The organism is Bradyrhizobium sp. USDA3010 (genome assembly GCF_056429065.1).
In genome coordinates this window covers 44,552-62,798 of the sequence record NZ_JBWJZD010000034.1, presented here as the reverse complement: position 1 = coordinate 62,798, position 18,247 = coordinate 44,552, and the positions used below count along the sequence as shown (strand labels likewise).

Genomic DNA, 18,247 nt, shown 5'->3' with positions numbered 1-18,247 from the left:
AAGGGGACCAATGGCGCTGTCGCGGCGAAGAATTTTACAAGGGGCCGGCGCGCTGTCCCTGCTGTCCGGCCGTCTTGCCGTCCCGGCCTTGGTGCAGGCGGCCCTGTCTCAGTCCGCCCTGGCCCAGTCGGCGTCCGCCGACGACATCCCTCCGATTTTGTTCGTGCACGGCAATGGCGATCACGCAGCGCTCTGGTTGACGACGCTCTGGCGGATGGAATCCAACGGCGTGCCGCGTGAGCGCATGGCCGCGATCAACTTCACCGATCCCTTGGCGCGCACGGACGACAAGGTCGAGCAGGCGGGCCGCTCCTCGACCGAGGATCAGCGCCGCGAGCTCGCCGAGGCGGTCAGAGAGCTGAAGCAAAAGAGCGGCGCCGCACGCATCGCGCTGGTCGGGAATTCGCGGGGCGGCAATGCGATCCGCAACACCATCAAGAACGGTGGCGGCGGCGACATCAGCCACGCGGTGCTGTGCGGCACGCCCAATCACGGTGTGTACGCCTCGGACGACGGGCTCGGCAACGAGTTCAACGGGCGCGGTCCGTTCCTGCGCGGGCTGAACGACGGCGACAGCGAAGTGACTGTCGGCACCGCATTCCTGACCTTGCGCAGCGATGGCCTCGACAAATATGCGCAAGCCGACGGCCGCTTCATCGGCAAGCCGGGCACGCCGACCAACGTCACGGCCGAAGGTCCGGCGCTGAAAGGCGCGACCAACCTGGTGCTCGGCGCCGTGGACCATCGCGAGACCGCGTACCATCCGCGCGCCTTTCGCGAGATCTACAAGTTCATCGCGGGGCACGAGCCGTCGCGGATCGAGATCGTGCCGGAAACGGCGGTGAGGCTGAGCGGCCTCGTCACGGGCACGCCCGGCGGCGTGCCGACCAACCGGCCGGTGCCGGGCGCCACGGTCGACATCTATCGCGTGTCGGCGGAAACCGGCGAGCGTATCGGCGGCCCGCTGCACAGCTCGCAGACCGGCGCCGACGGCCGCTGGGGGCCGGCGCAGGTCGATCCATCCTGGCCGCTCGAATTCGTGCTGACCTCGCCTGATGCCGTGACGACGCATATCTATCGCTCGCCATTTCCGCGCTCGTCCGAGATCGTGCATCTGCGCGCGGCACGACCGCTGCTGCCTGCCGATGCCGGTGCGGGCGCCATCGTGCTGATGTCGCGGCCGCGCGGCTATTTCGGGCTGCCGCGCGATATCGTGCTGCTGGACGGCAAGGAACCGGCCGATGTCAAATCCGGCGTGCCGACCGATGCGGTGACGACGTTGCGGCTCGCCGCAGCCGATGTCGGCCGTCCGGTGGTTGCCGTCTTCAATCAGGAACGCATCGTGGCGCGGGCCTGGCCGGCGTCGGAGAATCGGATTGCAGTCGCCGAGCTGACTTATTAGGTCTGGTGCAGGGTCCGCGCGCCTTCATGGCGCCGGGATCGCATGGCCGGATCGGCCGTTGCGTGAGGCAGGAAGCGAGGACCATGAGCATAGCCGAACTCTACGACATCACGGTCACGCGGCGTCCCCTGGTCCCGCCGGCGCCGCCACGCGCGCCCGACGACATGGGCGCGTTCGAGCGGATGCGGGTGATGCGCAACTCGCCGATCGAGACCTGGGGCCAGCGCGCCTATGAGGACGACATCGTCCAGGGCCGCTTTCTCGGCCGCTCGAGCTTCATCCTCAACACGCCGGATGCGATCCGCCACGTGCTGGTCGACAATTACGAGAACTACACCCGCACGCCGGCCGGCATCCGCGTGCTGCGTCCGATGCTGGGCGAGGGATTGCTGATCGCCGAAGGCCGCGCGTGGAAGCATCAGCGCCGCACGTTGGCGCCGGCGTTCACACCGCGTGCTGTGACGACGCTGGTGCCTTCCATGATCGCGGCGGTCGACGAGACCATCGCCAAGCTGAAGGCCGCGAGCGGCGGCCCGGTGGATCTGCGCGAGGTGATGCAGCGCATGACGCTGGAGATCGCTGGCCGCACCATGTTCTCGTTCGGCATGGATCGCCACGGCGCCGCGCTGCGCGACTTCGTGATGGAGTATGGCGACACGCTGGCGCGGCCGCATATGCTCGACCTGGTGCTGCCCTTGAGCTGGCCGACCCTGCAGGATTTCCGCCGCGCCCGTTTCCGCAAGCGCTGGACCGCGTTTGTCGGCCAGCTGATGGCCGAGCGTCGCGCCGCCGGCAAGGATGACAACGCGCCAGCCCGCGACCTGTTCGACCTGATGGGCGCCGCGCGCGATCCAGAGACCGGCGAGGCCTTCACCGACGCCCAGCTCGGCGACCAGGTCGCGACGATGATCCTGGCCGGCCATGAGACGACCGCGACCGCGCTGTTCTGGGCGCTCTATCTGCTGGCGCTCGATCCCGAGACCCAGGAGCAATTGGCAGCAGAAGTCAGGAGCGTGACGACGTCAGGCGCGCTCGACATCGAGCGGCTGAAATTCACCCGCGCGGTGATCGATGAAACCATGCGGCTTTATCCGCCGGCGTTCCTGATCGCGCGTGCGGCTGGTGGTCCCGACACCATCGCGGGCCGTCCGGTCAGGAAGCATGACGTAATCCTGATCGCGCCGTGGCTGTTGCACCGGCATGAAAAGTTGTGGCGCGATCCTAACGCGTTCGTGCCGCAGCGTTTCATGACGGAAGCGCCGCCCGATCGCTTCGCCTATTTGCCGTTCGGTGTCGGCGCGCGGGTCTGTATCGGCGCGCATTTCGCGCTGGTCGAGGCGACGCTTGCGCTTGCGCGGATCATCGGCGCGTTCCGCGTCGCGCTGGCGGACAAGGATCCGGTGCTTCCGATCGGCGTGGTGACGACACAGCCGAACCGCTCGCCGGTGTTCACGATCAAGCCGCGCTGACCTTGCGCGACGGTGTCGCAATGCTCATCTAGGGGCTCACCATGAGCGATACGCAAGCCCACTTCGCAGTCCTCAGGCAGACGACCGATCCGGCCGTCGTCGATGCCATGCAGCAGCTGATCGCGGACGGCCATGACCGCGAGCTCAATCGCATTAACGCCCTGGATTTCTCGCGCCGCACCGGGCTGGAAGAGGAGAAGGTGATCTCCGGCTTCCTGCATGCTTCGCGGCTCGGGCTGTTCGACATGAGCTGGAACGTGCTGTGTCCGGGATGCGGCGGCGTGCTCGACGCCCACACCACGCTGAAGTCGCTGCGCCATGACGACTACAATTGCGCGCTGTGCGCGGCCGGCTACGAGGCCTCCGTCGACGATCTGGTCGAGGTTGCCTTCACCGTCAGTCCGCGGGTCCGTCACATCGCCGCGCACGAGCCGAATACGCTGCCGATCTGGGAATATTTCCGCCAGATGTTCTGGAGTTCCGGGATCGAGTTCGACGAAAGCGCGGTGTCGACCCTGATCAACGAGGTGACGCTGGAGGGGCTTGAATTGCCGCCCGGCGAAAAGGCGATCCTGTCGCTCAATCTGCCCAATCAGTTCGTCATCGTGTTCGAGCCGGTGACGCATTCGGCGCACTTCTTTGCTGTCGAGGGCGAGCCGACCACCGAGCGCCAGCAGTTCTCGATCGCGTTCAACAAGTCTCATGCGCCGACCGGCACCTCGACGATGCGGCCGGGGCCGCTGCGGCTCTCGCTGGAGAATCACGCCGACGTCCGCGTGTTGCCGTCGGTGTGGATCGCCGGCGATCCGCTGCACAAATTGCTCGGCAAGCGCAAGCCGATCCTCACTGCGAAGCGGATGCTCTCGAACCAGACGTTCCGCGACGTGTTCAAGGCCGACAACCTCACCGTCGACCAGCGGTTGAAGATCACCGCGCTGACCTTCCTGTTCACCGATCTGAAGGGTTCGACCGCGCTCTATGAGCGGGTCGGCGATCTCGCTGCGTTCGACCTGGTGCGCGCGCATTTCCACGCGCTGCTCGAGATCATCGCCTCCGAACACGGCGCAGTCGTGAAGACGATCGGCGATGCCGTAATGGCGACCTTCATCCGGCCCGAGCACGCATTGTCGGCGGGCCTGCGCATGCGGGCCGCGATGAAGCAGCTCAACACCGAGCGCGGCAAGGAAGATCTGATCGTCAAGATCGGCATCCATGAGGGGCCGTGCCTCGCGGTGACGCTGAACGAGCGGCAGGATTATTTCGGCCAGACCGTGAATATCGCCGCACGGGTGCAGAGCCTGTCGACGTCACAGGAAATCCATTTGACCCAGCCGGTGATGGAAGCAGCGGAGGTCGCAGGCATCCTCGATCGCGCGGCGATCAAGCCGATCCAGAAGGAAGCGGCGCTGCGCGGCATTGCCGACAAGCTCGTGGTGTACGAGATACCGTAGTCACACACGTAATGCTTGCTGAAACGTAATGCCGCCGCGGGAACCCGCGCGGATTGCGCCGGTTCTGTTTCCACGCCATATAGATTTCAACAGCGCATGGTCCGGCGGTTTTCCGGACGGATGCTCAATCAAAGCTTCCAGGCTTCATCCCACAGAGAGAGCGATGCTCGACGGACTCCGCCAATTCATTGCCGATATCGTCTCCCCCGATGCCCAGGCTGACCGCGCCTTCGATGATGGCGACTACCGCCTGGCGGCGACCGCGCTATTGGTGCATGTCGTCTCACTGGATGGTGAGCCGACGCCGGCCGAGACGCGCAAGCTGCACAGCCTGATCGAGAGCCGTTTCCAGCTCGATCCCGGCACCGCCGACAAGTTGATCGCCTCCGCCATGCGCGTCGAGGGCGAGGCCGTGGATCTCTATCACTTTACCAGTGTGATCATGCGCTCGGTGAATGAGGAGGGACGGCTGCGCATCGTCGAGATGATGTGGGAGCTGGTCTATGCCGACGGCCAGGTCAGCGAGTTCGAGGACAATGTGGTCTGGCGTGCTGCCGATCTGCTCGGCATTTCCTCGCGCGACCGCATCGATCTCAAGCACCGGGTCGCCGAGAAGCAGGCGGAGCTGCCAAAGGGCCCCTGGGGTACGGCAGACGCGGCAATCTGACACGGCTGCCTGCGCAGGCGGGCGCCCCCCTGCCGGCGTTGCGGATGACGAAATTTTAATGTCCGGCGCGATTGTGGGCGATCCGACTGAAAATCGGTCGTTTCGTCACGAAACCAGCGGCCCCGCCACTATCCACAAGCCCATACGCGGCTTGCGTCACACCGCATCCCTATGCTCTCGTCGCCCCGTTGGGGACCTCACTAGAATTTGCAGTAAGAGTTTGAAACGTGACTGAGCGTGTGACGCTGATAACCGGGGCATCGGCGGGCATAGGCACCGAACTGGCGCGCGTGTTTGCATCGAATGGTCACCGCGTGGCGCTGGTGGCGCGGCGCGCCGATCGCCTGAAGACGCTTGCCGACGAGCTCGGTGCCAAGGGCGGCGCGGCGCCGATCGTGATTGCCTGCGATCTGCAGCAGACCGATGCCGGCGACAGGATCGCGCAGGCCCTGACCGAGGCCGGGGTCGAGGTCGAATATCTCGTCAACAATGCCGGCTTCGGCCTGTTCGGGCTTGCCGTGGAGCGCGACCGTGCCGAACAGCTCGACATCATCAACGTCAATATCCGCGCGCTGACCGACCTGACGCTGCGCTTTGCCGATCAGCTGATCCGCAACCGCGGCGGCATCCTCAATCTCGGCTCGATCGCCGGATTCCTGCCGGGCCCCGGCATGGCCGTGTACTATGCCAGCAAGGCCTATGTGCTGTCGTTTTCCGAGGCGTTGCGCTGTGAGCTGGCGCCGAAGGGCGTGCGCGTCACCGTGGTTTGCCCGGGTCCCGTGCCGTCCGAATTCCAGGACCGCGCCGGCTTTGCCCCCGGCTTTGATTCCGCCATCCTCGACGTTGCGCCGGCCGAGGTCGCCCGACAGGCCTATCGCGGCCTGATGGCCAACAAGCGCGCCGTGCTGCCCGGCGCCTTCATCAAGCTGGTGCCATTCCTGCTCCGGCTGTTTCCGCGCTCCTTCATCCTGGCCGCAGTCGGCGGGTTTCAGCTCCGCAAGCGCTAGCTTCACCCGAAAAAGCCCCGTTCGTCGCCGTTAAGGCTGTCTCTGGCCCGCGATTTGCTTCGCACGGGTGTGCGCAAACTCACACGATGTTAACGACCACTTAGCTATGATCGTGCCTTACGTGCCGAAACTTTAAGCAGAGGCAATGTTGTTCCGGTCTGACCAAAGCCGTGTCGTGGTGCCCTTCGCGAGCCGAAGGCCAGCCGCGGTCACGCCAGCAGACCAGGCGTCGCTGCGGCCGGTGCTGGTGGTCCTGCATCAGGAGACATCGACGCCCGGCCGGATCGGCAACGCCCTGCGCGCGCTGGGCTACCCCCTCGACATCCGCCGTCCCCGCTTCGGCGACGCGCTGCCCGACACGCTAGACGCGCATGCCGGCGTGGTGATCTTCGGCGGGCCGATGAGCGCCAACGATCCCGACGACTATGTGCGGAGCGAGATCGACTGGATTTCAGTTCCGCTGCGCGAGCAGCGTCCGTTCCTGGGCATCTGCCTCGGCGCGCAAATGCTGGCGCGGCAACTCGGCGCCAAGGTCGCGCCGCATCCGCAAGGGCGCGTCGAGGTCGGCTATTACCCGATCCGGCCGACGGAGGCTGGTCGTGCGCTGTGTCCGGACTGGCCGGCGCGGGTCTATCACTGGCATGGCGAGGGCTTTCAATTGCCCACGGGCGCTGACCTGCTCGCAGCGGGCGATGATTTCCCGGTGCAGGCGTTCCAGCTCGGCAACGCCTTCGGCCTGCAATTCCATCCCGACGTGACCTACGCGATGATGCATCGCTGGACCACGCGCGGGTGCGCGCGGATGGATTCGCCGGGCGCGCAGCCGGGTCATCTGCACTTCGCCGAGCGCGCCGTGCACGATGCCGCCGAGCGTGCCTGGCTGAAGCATTTCATCGACGGCTGGATCGCGCGCGTGCCGCGGCCGGTGATGCTGCAGGCCGCGGAATAGCCGCCGCGCGGAATTTCGCGCCGCCTTTTCATTTGCAGGGATGTGCTAGTCTTGCCGCGGCTGCCGCGCGCGGACCGCATCGCCGCGCGAATTCAAAACAACAAGGCACAGGGAGATCGCCGTGAGCTACGAACACATCCTCTATGAGGTCAGCGACCGGATCGCGACCATCACGCTGAACCGCCCCGACCGCATGAATGCGTGGACCGCGATCATGGAGCGCGACGTGCGCCACGCGATGGAGACGGCGGCCAATGACGACAATGTTCGCGTCATCGTGCTGACCGGCGCGGGCCGCGGCTTCTGCGCCGGCGCCGACATGGAAGCGTTGCAGGGGATCGATCCCAACGAGGTCCGGCGCGGCGAGGGCGTTGCATTCGACATGAACCGCCGCGCCGACTGGCAGACGCGCTACGCCTATTACCCCGCCATCAAGAAACCCATGATCGCGATGCTCAACGGCGCCACGGCCGGCATCGGCCTGGTCCACGCGCTGTATTGCGACCTGCGCTTCGCGGCCGACAGCGCGGTGTTCACCACTGCCTTCGCGCGGCGCGGCCTGATCGCCGAGCACGGCATCAGCTGGATGCTGCCACGCATCGTCGGTCACGCCAACGCGCTCGATCTGTTGATGTCGGCGCGGCGCGTGTCGGCTGCGGAGGCGCTGCGCATCGGCCTCGTCAACCGGCTCTCTTCGCCGGAGAAGCTGCGCGAGGAAACCTATGCCTATGCCCGCGACCTCGCCGATTTCGTCTCGCCGAGTGCGATCGCGGTGATCAAGCGCCAGGTCTACGACGTGCCGTTCCAGACGCTCGCCGAAGCCACCATCGACGCCAACCGCGAAATGCAGATCGCGCTGAAGGGCAACGATTTCAGGGAAGGCGTCGCGAGCTTTGTCGAGAAGCGCCCGCCCAGGTTTACGGGGACGTGAGGGGAGAGGCCCGGTTAAGTCCGTCTTCGCCCTTTGGGCTTCGCCGGACACCACGCTTCACCCTTCCGGCTCTGCGCGGCTGCGCCACGCGTAGCCCGAAGGGCGAAGCGTGGTGGAGCCAGGCGGGATCGAACCGCCGACCTCGTCATTGCGAACGACGCGCTCTCCCAGCTGAGCTATGGCCCCATTGCGGCCGGGTGTTGCTGAGTATCCCGGCCGTCAGTCGGGCGCCATTTACAGTCCCGCCCAAGGTCAAGTCAAGAACGGTGAAACAACGGTTTTCGGCCCGTCCCGCCGGGAACTTCCCTTGTTTGCCGGGGGATGAACCGATATTTAGAGCATGATCCGGACCCGGCGGGCCGCGCCAGCGAAAAGTACGTAGCGGTTTTCCGAGAAGATCCTGCTCAAACGAGAAGCGCGCTGGCGGTTCAGTCCGGTCTCGTTGCGCTTCACCTGGTCGTCCCACCCGCGAGCCCCCATCATATGCGCGCTGTTCTCGACATCGTCATCATCGTCCTCGACCTCTATGTCTGGCTTCTGATCGCCTCCGCCATCCTGTCCTGGCTGGTCGCCTTCAACGTGGTCAACACGCGCAACCAGTTCGTCTCCGCGGTGGCCGAGTTCCTGTACCGGATCACCGAGCCGGTGCTGCGGCCGATTCGCAACGTGATGCCGAATCTGGGCGGGCTCGATATCTCGCCGATCATCGTGATCCTGATCATCATGTTCATCCAGCGGGTGATTGCCTATTACATCTATCCCTACGTGATCTGATCCTGCGCGAGGGCTGATGGATCCTTGGCGCTATTCCACCGGGGGCATCAGCATCGCCTTGCGCGTGACGCCGCGCGGCGGCCGCGACGGCATCGACGGGATCGAGACGTTGGCCAACGGCCGCTCGGTGGTGAAGGTGCGGGTGCGCGCCGTTGCGGAAGGCGGCGAGGCCAACCGTGCGGTGACCGAGTTGCTGGCCAAGGCGCTCGGCGTGCCCAAGGCCAGGGTGAAGCTGTTGTCCGGCGCCACCTCGCGGCTGAAGCAGGTGGCTGTGGACGGCGACCCGAGGCAGCTTGGCGACACCTTGAAGAAGTTGACCGCGACCGGGCCGAACCAGGAGACGAAGGACTGACATGACTGCCCGCATCATCGACGGAAAAGCCATCGCCGCCGAGCTTCGCGCCCGCGTCGCCGACGAGGTCGCCCGCGTCAAGCGCGACCATGCGCTCACGCCAGGGCTCGCCGTCGTGCTGGTCGGCCATGATCCGGCGAGTGAGGTCTATGTCCGCAGCAAGCACACCCAGACCCAGGCCGCCGGCATGGCCTCGTTCGAGCACAAGCTGCCGGAGGACGTGTCGCAGGCCGATCTGCTGGCGCTGATCGCACAGCTCAACCTCGATCCGAAGGTGCATGGCATCCTGGTGCAGCTGCCGCTGCCGAAATCGCTGCACACCGAGACCATCATCAATGCGATCGACCCGGCCAAGGACGTCGACGGCCTGCATCCGAACAATGCCGGCCGGCTCGCCGGCGGCCTTGCCGCGCTGTCGCCCTGCACGCCGCTCGGCTGCATCATCCTGACCAAGAGCGTGCACCCTTCGCTCGAGGGCATGAACGCGATCGTGATCGGCCGCTCCAATCTGGTCGGCCGTCCGCTGGTGCAATTGCTGCTGAACGAGAACGTGACGGTGACGATCGCGCATTCGCGCTCGCGCGATCTGCCGAAGCTCTGCGCCCAGGCCGATCTGGTCTATGCCGCGGTCGGCCGTCCGGAGATGGTGCGTGGCGACTGGCTGAAGCCGGGCGCGACCGTGATCGATGTCGGCATCAACCGCATTCCGGTTGCGGGCGGCAAGCCGAAGCTGGTCGGCGACGTCGCATTCCAGGAAGCGCTCGACGTCACCGGCGCGATCACGCCGGTGCCTGGCGGCGTCGGCCAAATGACGGTGGCGTGCCTCCTGGTCAACACACTGCGCGCCGCCTGCGCGATTGCCGGCCTGCCGGCGCCCGCGGTGTAGTTTCTTCCTCACCTCGCCCCGCTTGCGGGGAGAGGTCGGATTGCATCGTCAGATGCAATCCGGGTGAGGGGGTACAGGTCTCTCGACGTTCGCAACTCGCGGAGGCAGCCCCTCACCCCAGCCCTCTCCCCGCAAGAGCGGGGCGAGGGAGTCCAGGCAGCGTGCCTACTTCTTCTTCGCGCGCTCGATGCCTTCGAGGATCAGCTTGCGGGCTTCGTCGGCGTCGCCCCAGCGCAGCACCTTCACCCACTTGCCCTTCTCGAGATCCTTGTAGTGCTCGAAGAAGTGCTGGATCTGCTGCAGCGTGATGTCGGGCAGGTCGCTGTAGTTGTGCACCTTGTCGTAGCGCTGGGTCAGCTTCGACGACGGCACCGCGATGATCTTCTCGTCTCCGCCGGCCTCGTCCTCCATCAGCAGCACGCCGACCACGCGGACGCTCATCACCGCGCCCGGCACGATCGCGCGGGTGTTGACGATCAGCACGTCGCAGGGATCGCCATCGCCCGACAGCGTGTGCGGGATGAAGCCGTAATTGCCGGGATAGCGCATCGGCGTGTAGAGGAAGCGGTCCACCACCAGTGTGCCGGCCTCCTTGTCCATTTCGTACTTGATGGGCTCGCCGCCGACGGCAACCTCGATGATGACGTTGACGTCGTGGGGCGGATTTTTTCCGATCGATATGGCGTCGATGCGCATGGATTGCTCCGCGTGGCCTTGGAAGTTGAGAAGGATGTGATTTTTTGCTTGGCGCCGCCAGGCCGCGAAACAGCTTCAAGCCCGGCCTTGGGAGCCGGGCTGGCCGTCGCGCGCAAACGCTCAGGCTGTTTAGCCTTGCTGCAGCTGCGAGAGAAGCAGGATTTTCAGTTGGTCCAGGCGAAAGCAACCTTGTCGAGCGACTTCGGCCCGAACCGCTCCGAGGAGCGCGCCACCATGCGGCCGCCCAGTGCGCGGTAAAACTCGGTCGCCGGCTCGTTGTCGGAGAGCGCCCAGATCACCATGGTCTTCAGGCCGCTCTGCAGCAGGTCGCGGCGGGCTGCGGCGAACAGGCGCCGGCCGAAGCCGAGGCCTTGGAATTCCGGCCGCAGGTAGAGCTCGTAGATCTCGCCTTCGAAATGCAGGCTGCGGGCGCGGTTGCGGCCGTAATTGGCGTAGCCCGCGATCCGGTCGCCGAACACCAGCACACTGACGCGGCTGCCCTTGCGGATGGCGCTGTCCCACCACTGCGGGCCACGGCGATTGATCAGCTTTTCGAGTTCGGCGCCGGGGATGATTCCCTGATATGCCGAGCGCCAGGCTTCGTCATGGGTAGACGCCACCGAGGCTGCGTCTGCAGCTTTGGCCGGCCGAACCTCGATTAGCGTTGTGCTCATGCCTGCAATCAAAGCAAGTCGGAGGGCCGCCTTCAAGGTCCATCGTTAATTATCGGTTAACCTGTGGATTTTTTGCATCAGTGTCATGAAAACTTGTACCGAAAGAGGACACTCGCCGGGCTTGCGCGACCAATCGCCGATCCCGGCCTGTGCAAAGCGTGCATCGCGAGCGCTGTATGACAATGCCGCAATTCGGAAAATGGTCGTTCGGAGCTGATTCGCCGCAGGAATTTTGCGAGCGAATTCAGTCGCAACGTGGATGCATCGCGCATTCTGCGGCCGTGCCGCCGCAGTGGATTTCCGCGCATACCCGGCCTATTGCAGCGGCGGTATTGTTGCGCGCCGGGACCGGCCTGATCACGAGCGGACTGCGATGACGCTCTACTTTCTGATCAAATATCTGCATGTGCTCGGCGCCATCGTGATCCTCGGCACCGGGACCGGCATCGCCTTCTTCATGCTGGCGGCGCATCGCACGGGTGATGCGGCGTTCATCGCGCGCACGGCGGCGACCGTCGTGACCGCCGACATGATCTTCACGCTGAGCGCCGTGCTGCTGCAGCCGGTCAGCGGTGGACTGCTGATGATGCTGTCAGCCACAAGCCTGACCGAACGCTGGCTGTTGGTCTCGCTGGCGCTCTACGCGCTGGCCGGCGCGTTCTGGGTTCCCGTCATCTTCATGCAGATGGAGATGCGCGACCTCGCGCAGGCGGCCGCCGAAAAAGGTCTCCCGCTGCCGCCGCGCTACGATGCGCTGTTTCGCCGCTGGTTCCTGTTCGGGATTCCCGGCTTCGGATCGGTGATGATCATCCTGTGGCTGATGATCGCGAAGCCATTTTAGCGCATGATCCGACCCCCCATGAGTGACGACGCATCACACAACATCCTCGTGCTCGGCGCGTCAGGCCTGATCGGGCGCACCATCACCGACGATCTGAGGGCGCGCGGCTTTCGCGTAATCGGAGTCGCGCGGCATTTCACGCCGGCGCAAAAGATGAGCGCGGCCGACCTCGAGCTTCCGGTGATGTCGATGGATGCGGCGGCACTGACGCAGCTGCTTCGCACCCACGAGGCCGACATTGTCGTCAATTGCCTCGGCGTGCTGCAGGATGGTCCGGGCAGCGACACCCGCGCGGTGCATCGCGACTTCGTGGCGCGGCTGTTGCAGGCTGTCCGGGACAGCCACCGCGCGATCCGTCTCGTCCACATTTCGATTCCGGGCACGGCCAATGAGGATCGCACGGCCTTCAGCACCACCAAGCGCGAGGCCGAACGGCTGATCGCAGCGTCCGAGATCGCGCATGCCATCCTGCGCCCGGGCTTTGTCATCGCGCCTGCGGCCTATGGCGGCAGCGCCATGCTGCGCGCGCTGGCGGCGCTGCCGGTCGATTTGCCGGCCGACGAGGCCGCGACGCCGTTCCAGCCGGTTGCGGTCGAGGATATCGCCGCGACCATCGCCTTGCTCGCTTCGCGCGACGTCGCCGATGAAGCGGTGCGATCGGTGACATGGGATCTGATGCAGCCGCAACCAATCTCGCTCGGCGGCGTCATCGCTCAGTTTCGCTGGTCGTTCGGCACGGCGAAACATGTCCGTCTTCCGACGGCGCCGTTCCTGATCGATCTCGGCGCCCGCCTCGGCGATCTCACGAGCCGCCTCGGCTGGATGCCGCCGCTGCGTTCCACCGCGATCGCCGAATTGCGGCGCGGCGTCACCGGCGATCCCGCAGCCTGGATGACCACGACCGGCATCGTGCCGAAGACGATCGCGCAAGCCGTCGGCGAGCGCCCCGCGACCATCCAGGACAAATGGTTCGCGCGGCTGTTCCTGATCAAGGCGCTGATCTTCGCAAGCCTCGTGCTGTTCTGGGTCACGTCCGGCTTCATCGCGCTGGTCATCTCCTATGACGCCGCAGCCGGCATCCTGAGCACGCACCATTTCCCGCCTGCCCTGGTCGGACCGGTGACGGTCTTGACCAGCCTGATGGACATGAGCATCGGTGTGCTGATCGCCTTCCGCCGCACCGCGGCGTTCGGTCTTGTTGCAGGCATCATCGCTTCGCTCGGCTATATGGCCGGATCGGCGATCCTGACGCCCGATCTCTGGATCGAGCCGCTCGGCGCGCTGGTGAAGACCGGGCCTGCAATCGTGCTGATGCTGGTCGCGTTGCTGATGTTGGATAACCGGTAGCGTTTTCGAGCGAAGTGGGAACCGGTTCGCGTGAAGAAAACGCGTCGAAGGAAATCAAGATGAGTAAGTGGCCGGATGACGACGTGATCCTCTACGACGGCGTCTGCATCTTCTGCTCACGCTGGGTTCGCTTCGTCATCGCCCGCGACACAACGCGCCGCTTTCGCTTCACGCCGATCCAGTCCGACTACGGCACGCGGCTGGCAAAGACTTTCGGCATCGACCCCGAGGATCCCGACACCAACGCCGTGGTCCATGGCGACATCGCCTGGATGAAGTCGGACGCGGCACTGACGGTGCTGAGCCATCTCCCCGGCTGGGGCTGGACCCGCGCGCTGTTCGCGGTGCCCAAGCCGCTGCGCGACGCGGTCTACAGCCTCATCGCCCGCAACCGTTACAAGATCTTCGGGAAGTACGAGACGTGCTTTGTGCCAGATGCCGCTATGCGGGGGAGGGTGCTGGAGTAAACTGTGTTCAATCGCGCCTATTGAACGAGGCCTCATATGACAGAGGTTCGAGCGAAATCAATTTCTCAAGCGGAGGCGCCAACTCGAACATCTTTGGGGCCTTCAAGAAGTCATACAATCGGCAAATCCGAAACTCCTTCGGTCGCTCCCTTGAGAACGAAAGCTCATTGCGGGTCATATAGAAAGGCGCGGTCTGCGAACCGACAGTAGTCTTTACCTCCAGAAATCTCTCTTGGCCTTGAGCGTCGAATGACAAGACATCGTAGCCGGCGCCATCGCCATCCTCCATCGAAACCCACCTCACTTTCTTGGCAAGGTCAGATCGGTCGAGCGCTCGGAGCCGTTGCTGTTCAAAATGGAAGACAATCTGCTCGCCATCGTGCCCTAACTTGCGATTCAAAAAATCACGTTCGGCGGGATTGAACTTTCGAACGAGGCGTTGAGCCGCGTTAGGGCGGGGCGCCTTATTCGCGAGCCCAGGCGGCGGCTCTACGAAAAGCTGTGGTCGCTCGCCGATCTCGTTCGCCAACAGCAGCTCCGGATGAAGGGCTGCGGGATGATTGGTAATGTATCGTTCGACCGCACCCACAATCGATTTCTGAAAATGAGCCCTGGGCTTGTATCCGTTGATCCAAGGGATTTCGAGCAGCTGAAGGACTGCCGAAATGTTATGGTGTTTGAACTCGATGGAGCTGTTGCTTCGGCCAATCTGGCCCATCAATACTTTTCGGTGCTGGGTCTTGTCGTAGGACGCGCGACGCATTTCGTCGTTCAGCATTGAGAAGTAGTCGGCGACGATGAGGTCAAGCTCGTCGTCAGTCCAATCTTTTCGCTCCCCCGTGGCCATGTTCGAAAAATGGACTATTTCGGAATTGGCGTCCAGTCTCCGTCAAGTCTTGGGGCGAGCCGCACCCACCACTTCCTTCGCCGCCCGCTCCCCCGAATCCCTTGCGCCATGCGCGGTCGAGAAGAAGTGCGGCGAGGTGGCCTCTCCGGCAAAGAACAGCCGGCCGTCAACCGGTGCGGCCAGTGCGGCGCGCTTGTCGGCGTGGCCGGGCAGCGCGTGCGAATAGGAGCCGCGGGCGAACGGGTCGTGGGCCCAGCGGGATTCGCTGAGCGGCTTCAGCTTGCGGCGGAAATCATTGCCGAGGAAGGAGACGATCTCGTCGATGCTGTGGGCGGCGATGGCGCCGTCGCCAGCATCTTCGAGCTGTCGCGCAAAACGGCCGCCGAAGAAGCCCTCGATGCAGGGCTGGCCGAACGGGCGGATGTGATAGGTGCCCATCTCGGTGCGCATGGTGGCGCCGCGCAGATTGCCTTCCTTGGGCAGCGCCTCGGGCTCGGCGAGCGCCAGCGTCACCTTGTCGGCGAGGCCGAGCGGCAAGCCGCGCGCGGCATCGAGCTTGCCCGGCAGCGCAGGCGAAAAGCGGATTGCCTCGTCGGCGATCAGATTGGTCGGCACGGTGACGATCACCTTGTCCGCCTCAAGCACGCCGCGCGAGGTCTCGATGCGGATCCGCTTGCCGGAATGATCGATCAGCCGGACCTCGCAGTTCCGCGCGACCGATACTGGCTCGCCATAGGCCGCGACCAGCGCGCCATAGCCGCGCTTGACGCGCCAATTGACGTTGCTGTCCTCATAGGCGTCGAAGTCGAGGATCGAGAGCTGGTCGAGCTCGCAGCCGTTCACATAGGTCGAGATCGCATCGATCATCGGGTTCCAGCGGTTGCCGGGCTCGAGATAGCGATCGGCAGATGTGTCCTTGCCGCCGCGCGCGGCCTGCTCGATGCGGTCGTAGAACTGGTCGAGCGCAAGCATGAACGCGTCGCGGTCGGCCTGCGGGAATGCCTTGCCATAGGCGCGCTCGCGCCACGGCGGCAGGTCCTTGTTGAGCTCGAAGCCAAGCTGCTGGGCGATGCCGATAAAGCTGTTCTGGTCGGCCGAGTGCAGCCAGCCGCAGCCGACGTCGAACACCACGTCAGGCGCGGCCTGGATCGTATGCGCGCGGCCACCGAGACGGTCCCGGGCTTCCAGGACGATGCTGGAAAGGCCGGTGCCCTTCAGCGCATGCGCGGCGCCGAGGCCCGCAGCGCCGGCGCCGATGACGGCAACATCGACCGTGGAGGGAAGGGAACTCATGTCCCGGCTCTAGCACGTCTGGAAAGACGCCTGAAGTCACCGCACGCATAACTGTCATCACCCGCGCATGCGCATACGGGTGATCCAGTATTCCAGAGACGGCGGTGATAGAGCCGACAGGCCGCGGCGTACTGGGTGCCCCGGTCGAGCCGGGGCACGACAGACGGGCTTAGGCCACCGCTTAAGCTACAGCCTCTTTGGCCTTTTCGGCGCGCTTGCGCTCGTTCGGGTCGAGGTGCTTCTTGCGCAGCCGGATCGACTTCGGCGTCACCTCGACGAGCTCGTCGTCCTCGATATAGGCGAGCGCCTTTTCCAGGGTCATCCGGATCGGCGGCGTCAGGCGCACGGCTTCGTCCTTCGAGGTGGTGCGGATGTTGGTGAGCTGCTTGCCCTTCAGCACGTTGATCTCGAGGTCGTTGTCGCGGGTGTGCTCGCCGACGATCATGCCCTTGTAGACCTTCCAGCCCGGCTCGATCATCATCGGGCCGCGGTCTTCCAGCTTGAACATCGCATAGGCCACCGCTTCGCCCTGGTCGTTGGAGATCAGGACGCCGTTGCGGCGGCCCTGGATCTCGCCCTTGTAGGCGGCATAGCCGTGGAAGATGCGGTTCATGATCGCGGTGCCGCGGGTGTCGGTGAGCAGTTCGCCCTGGTAGCCGATCAGGCCGCGGGTCGGCGCGTAGAACACCAGCCGCAGGCGGTTGCCGCCGGACGGGCGCATCTCGATCATCTCGGCCTTGCGCTCGCTCATCTTCTGCACGACGACGCCGGAATGCTCCTCGTCGACGTCGATCACGACCTCCTCGATCGGCTCCTGCCAGGCGCCGGTCGCCTCGTCCTTCTGCAGCACGACGCGCGGGCGCGACACCGAGAGCTCAAAGCCCTCGCGGCGCATGGTCTCGATCAGGATCGCGAGCTGCAATTCGCCGCGGCCGGAGACTTCCATCGAATCCTTGTCGGCGGCCTCGACGACGCGCAGCGCGACGTTGCCCTCGGCCTCGCGCAGCAGGCGGTCGCGGATCATGCGCGAGGTCACCTTGTCGCCTTCGGTGCCGGCGAGCGGCGAGTTGTTGACGATGAAAGACATCGACACCGTCGGCGGATCGATCGGCTGCGCCGGCAGTGGTGTCTCGACGCTGGGATCGCAGAAGGTGTCGGCGACGGTGCCCTTGGTGAGGCCCGCGATCGCGACGATGTCGCCGGCGTCGGCTTCCTCCAGCGGGGTGCGCTCGATGCCGCGGAAGGCGAGGATTTTGGTGATACGCCCCTGCTCAATGGTCTTGCCGTCGGCGCCGAGCACCTTCACGGCCTGGTTCGGTTTGATGGAGCCCGATGTGATGCGGCCGGTGATGATGCGGCCGAGATAGGGGTTGGCTTCGAGGATGGTGCCGATCATGCGGAACGGGCCTTCTTCGACCTTCGGCGGCGCGACATGGCGCACGATCAGGTCGAACAGCGGCTGCATGCCAGCGTCATGCGAAGCTTCCGGGCTGTCGCCCATCCAGCCCTGCTTGGCCGACCCGTACAGAATCGGGAAGTCGAGCTGCTCCTCGCTGGCATCAAGTGCTGCGAACAGGTCAAACACCTCGTTGATCACTTCGGTCGGGCGTGCGTCGGGGCGGTCGACCTTGTTGATCACGACGATCGGCTTCAGGCCGACCTTGAGCGCCTTCGACACCACGAACTTGGTCTGCGGCAGCGGACCCTCGGCGGCGTCGACCAGCACCAGCGCGCCGTCCACCATGTTGAGGATGCGCTCGACCTCGCCGCCGAAATCGGCGTGGCCGGGCGTGTCGACGATGTTGATGCGGGTATCCTTCCACTGCACCGAGGCCGCCTTGGCCAGGATGGTGATGCCGCGCTCACGCTCCAGATCGTTGGAGTCCATGGCGCGCTCGGTGACCTTCTGGTTCTCGCGATAGGTCCCGGATTGCTGCAGCAGGCGGTCGACGAGGGTGGTCTTGCCGTGGTCGACGTGGGCGATAATGGCGACGTTGCGAAGGTTCATGGCTCTTCTTCTGGTCGTGCAATGGTCAGATGCGCGATCTCGCCGGACCAGTTTGGCCGGCCGCTCGCTCACGTGGCCCAATCGGGGCCCGGATCACGCTCATACCCAAGAAATTTGACGGGGACGCATCACCCCAAAAAGGAAGCCCGGTCAGAGGACCGGGCACCTTGCGCGTTGCGGCGCAAT

18 protein-coding genes and 1 tRNA gene are annotated in these 18,247 nt (G+C 64.9%); 13 read left to right on the top strand and 6 right to left on the bottom strand.

Going from position 1 to position 18,247, the window contains the following annotated elements; genetic code table 11:
* Nucleotides 1–10 precede the first annotated feature (10 nt).
* From AC066Y_RS35065 to AC066Y_RS35035, 7 genes are all read left to right on the top strand, one after another.
* Entirely contained in the window at nt 11–1,402 is a 1,392-nt protein-coding gene (locus AC066Y_RS35065; protein ID WP_478277861.1) for a hydrolase, read from the top strand.
* 83 nt (nt 1,403–1,485) lie between these two features.
* Nucleotides 1,486–2,871: a cytochrome P450 gene (locus AC066Y_RS35060; RefSeq protein WP_478277860.1), complete on the top strand. Its 1,386-nt coding sequence runs from the start codon at nt 1,486–1,488 to the stop codon at nt 2,869–2,871.
* Between the two features lie 41 nt (nt 2,872–2,912).
* Nucleotides 2,913–4,322 carry a DUF5939 domain-containing protein gene (locus AC066Y_RS35055; protein ID WP_478277859.1) on the top strand — a complete coding sequence of 470 codons (1,410 nt, stop codon included), beginning with the start codon at nt 2,913–2,915 and terminating at the stop codon, nt 4,320–4,322.
* 163 nt (nt 4,323–4,485) lie between these two features.
* Nucleotides 4,486–4,989, top strand: coding sequence for a tellurite resistance TerB family protein (locus tag AC066Y_RS35050; protein ID WP_092121262.1), 504 nt, complete (start codon nt 4,486–4,488; stop codon nt 4,987–4,989).
* Nucleotides 4,990–5,216: 227 nt separating this feature from the next.
* Nucleotides 5,217–5,996, top strand: coding sequence for an SDR family NAD(P)-dependent oxidoreductase (locus tag AC066Y_RS35045; protein WP_478277858.1), 780 nt, complete (start codon nt 5,217–5,219; stop codon nt 5,994–5,996).
* Nucleotides 5,997–6,141: 145 nt separating this feature from the next.
* Nucleotides 6,142–6,945: a glutamine amidotransferase gene (locus AC066Y_RS35040; RefSeq protein ID WP_478277857.1), complete on the top strand. Its 804-nt coding sequence runs from the start codon at nt 6,142–6,144 to the stop codon at nt 6,943–6,945.
* Between the two features lie 121 nt (nt 6,946–7,066).
* Nucleotides 7,067–7,876, top strand: coding sequence for an enoyl-CoA hydratase (locus AC066Y_RS35035; protein ID WP_478277856.1), 810 nt, complete (start codon nt 7,067–7,069; stop codon nt 7,874–7,876).
* Nucleotides 7,877–7,986: 110 nt separating this feature from the next.
* On the opposite strand, the gene AC066Y_RS35030 is transcribed toward AC066Y_RS35035, so the two are convergent.
* A tRNA-Ala gene (locus AC066Y_RS35030) sits at nt 7,987–8,062 on the bottom strand.
* Nucleotides 8,063–8,359: 297 nt separating this feature from the next.
* Here AC066Y_RS35030 and AC066Y_RS35025 point away from each other — a divergent pair.
* Genes AC066Y_RS35025 through AC066Y_RS35015 form a run of 3 tightly spaced genes read left to right on the top strand, consistent with a single transcriptional unit; the run spans nt 8,360 to nt 9,888 of the window.
* Nucleotides 8,360–8,650 carry a YggT family protein gene (locus tag AC066Y_RS35025; protein ID WP_456759905.1) on the top strand — a complete coding sequence of 97 codons (291 nt, stop codon included), beginning with the start codon at nt 8,360–8,362 and terminating at the stop codon, nt 8,648–8,650.
* 16 nt (nt 8,651–8,666) lie between these two features.
* Complete coding sequence (locus tag AC066Y_RS35020; protein WP_478277855.1) at nt 8,667–9,002, top strand: DUF167 domain-containing protein; 336 nt, start codon at nt 8,667–8,669, stop codon at nt 9,000–9,002.
* 1 nt (nt 9,003) lies between these two features.
* Nucleotides 9,004–9,888 carry a bifunctional methylenetetrahydrofolate dehydrogenase/methenyltetrahydrofolate cyclohydrolase gene (locus AC066Y_RS35015; RefSeq protein WP_478277854.1) on the top strand — a complete coding sequence of 295 codons (885 nt, stop codon included), beginning with the start codon at nt 9,004–9,006 and terminating at the stop codon, nt 9,886–9,888.
* 165 nt (nt 9,889–10,053) lie between these two features.
* On the opposite strand, the gene ppa is transcribed toward AC066Y_RS35015, so the two are convergent.
* Together ppa and AC066Y_RS35005 are read right to left on the bottom strand one after the other, a co-directional pair.
* On the bottom strand, nt 10,054–10,584 hold the full coding sequence (gene ppa, locus AC066Y_RS35010; protein ID WP_021078233.1) for an inorganic diphosphatase: 531 nt from the start codon (nt 10,582–10,584) through the stop codon (nt 10,054–10,056).
* A 164-nt stretch (nt 10,585–10,748) separates the two neighbouring features.
* Nucleotides 10,749–11,258, bottom strand: coding sequence for a GNAT family N-acetyltransferase (locus tag AC066Y_RS35005; protein WP_092121284.1), 510 nt, complete (start codon nt 11,256–11,258; stop codon nt 10,749–10,751).
* A 373-nt stretch (nt 11,259–11,631) separates the two neighbouring features.
* Between AC066Y_RS35005 and AC066Y_RS35000 the strand changes: the two genes are divergently transcribed.
* From AC066Y_RS35000 to AC066Y_RS34990, 3 genes are read left to right on the top strand one after another with little or no spacing between them, the layout of a single operon-like run.
* Nucleotides 11,632–12,099 carry a DUF2269 family protein gene (locus tag AC066Y_RS35000; RefSeq protein ID WP_478277853.1) on the top strand — a complete coding sequence of 156 codons (468 nt, stop codon included), beginning with the start codon at nt 11,632–11,634 and terminating at the stop codon, nt 12,097–12,099.
* Nucleotides 12,100–12,117: 18 nt separating this feature from the next.
* A complete protein-coding gene (locus AC066Y_RS34995) occupies nt 12,118–13,446 on the top strand; it encodes an SDR family oxidoreductase (RefSeq protein WP_478277852.1) in 1,329 nt (442 codons plus the stop codon).
* A 59-nt stretch (nt 13,447–13,505) separates the two neighbouring features.
* Complete coding sequence (locus AC066Y_RS34990) at nt 13,506–13,913, top strand: thiol-disulfide oxidoreductase DCC family protein (protein WP_478277851.1); 408 nt, start codon at nt 13,506–13,508, stop codon at nt 13,911–13,913.
* A gap of 7 nt (nt 13,914–13,920) precedes the next feature.
* Here AC066Y_RS34990 and AC066Y_RS34985 read toward each other — a convergent pair whose 3' ends face one another.
* The 3 genes from AC066Y_RS34985 to typA form a co-directional block, all read right to left on the bottom strand.
* On the bottom strand, nt 13,921–14,760 hold the full coding sequence (locus AC066Y_RS34985) for a protein NO VEIN domain-containing protein (protein ID WP_478277850.1): 840 nt from the start codon (nt 14,758–14,760) through the stop codon (nt 13,921–13,923).
* A gap of 42 nt (nt 14,761–14,802) precedes the next feature.
* Nucleotides 14,803–16,053, bottom strand: coding sequence for a flavin monoamine oxidase family protein (locus tag AC066Y_RS34980; RefSeq protein ID WP_478277849.1), 1,251 nt, complete (start codon nt 16,051–16,053; stop codon nt 14,803–14,805).
* Between the two features lie 181 nt (nt 16,054–16,234).
* A complete protein-coding gene (gene typA / locus AC066Y_RS34975) occupies nt 16,235–18,061 on the bottom strand; it encodes a translational GTPase TypA (RefSeq protein ID WP_478277848.1) in 1,827 nt (608 codons plus the stop codon).
* Nucleotides 18,062–18,247 lie beyond the last annotated feature (186 nt).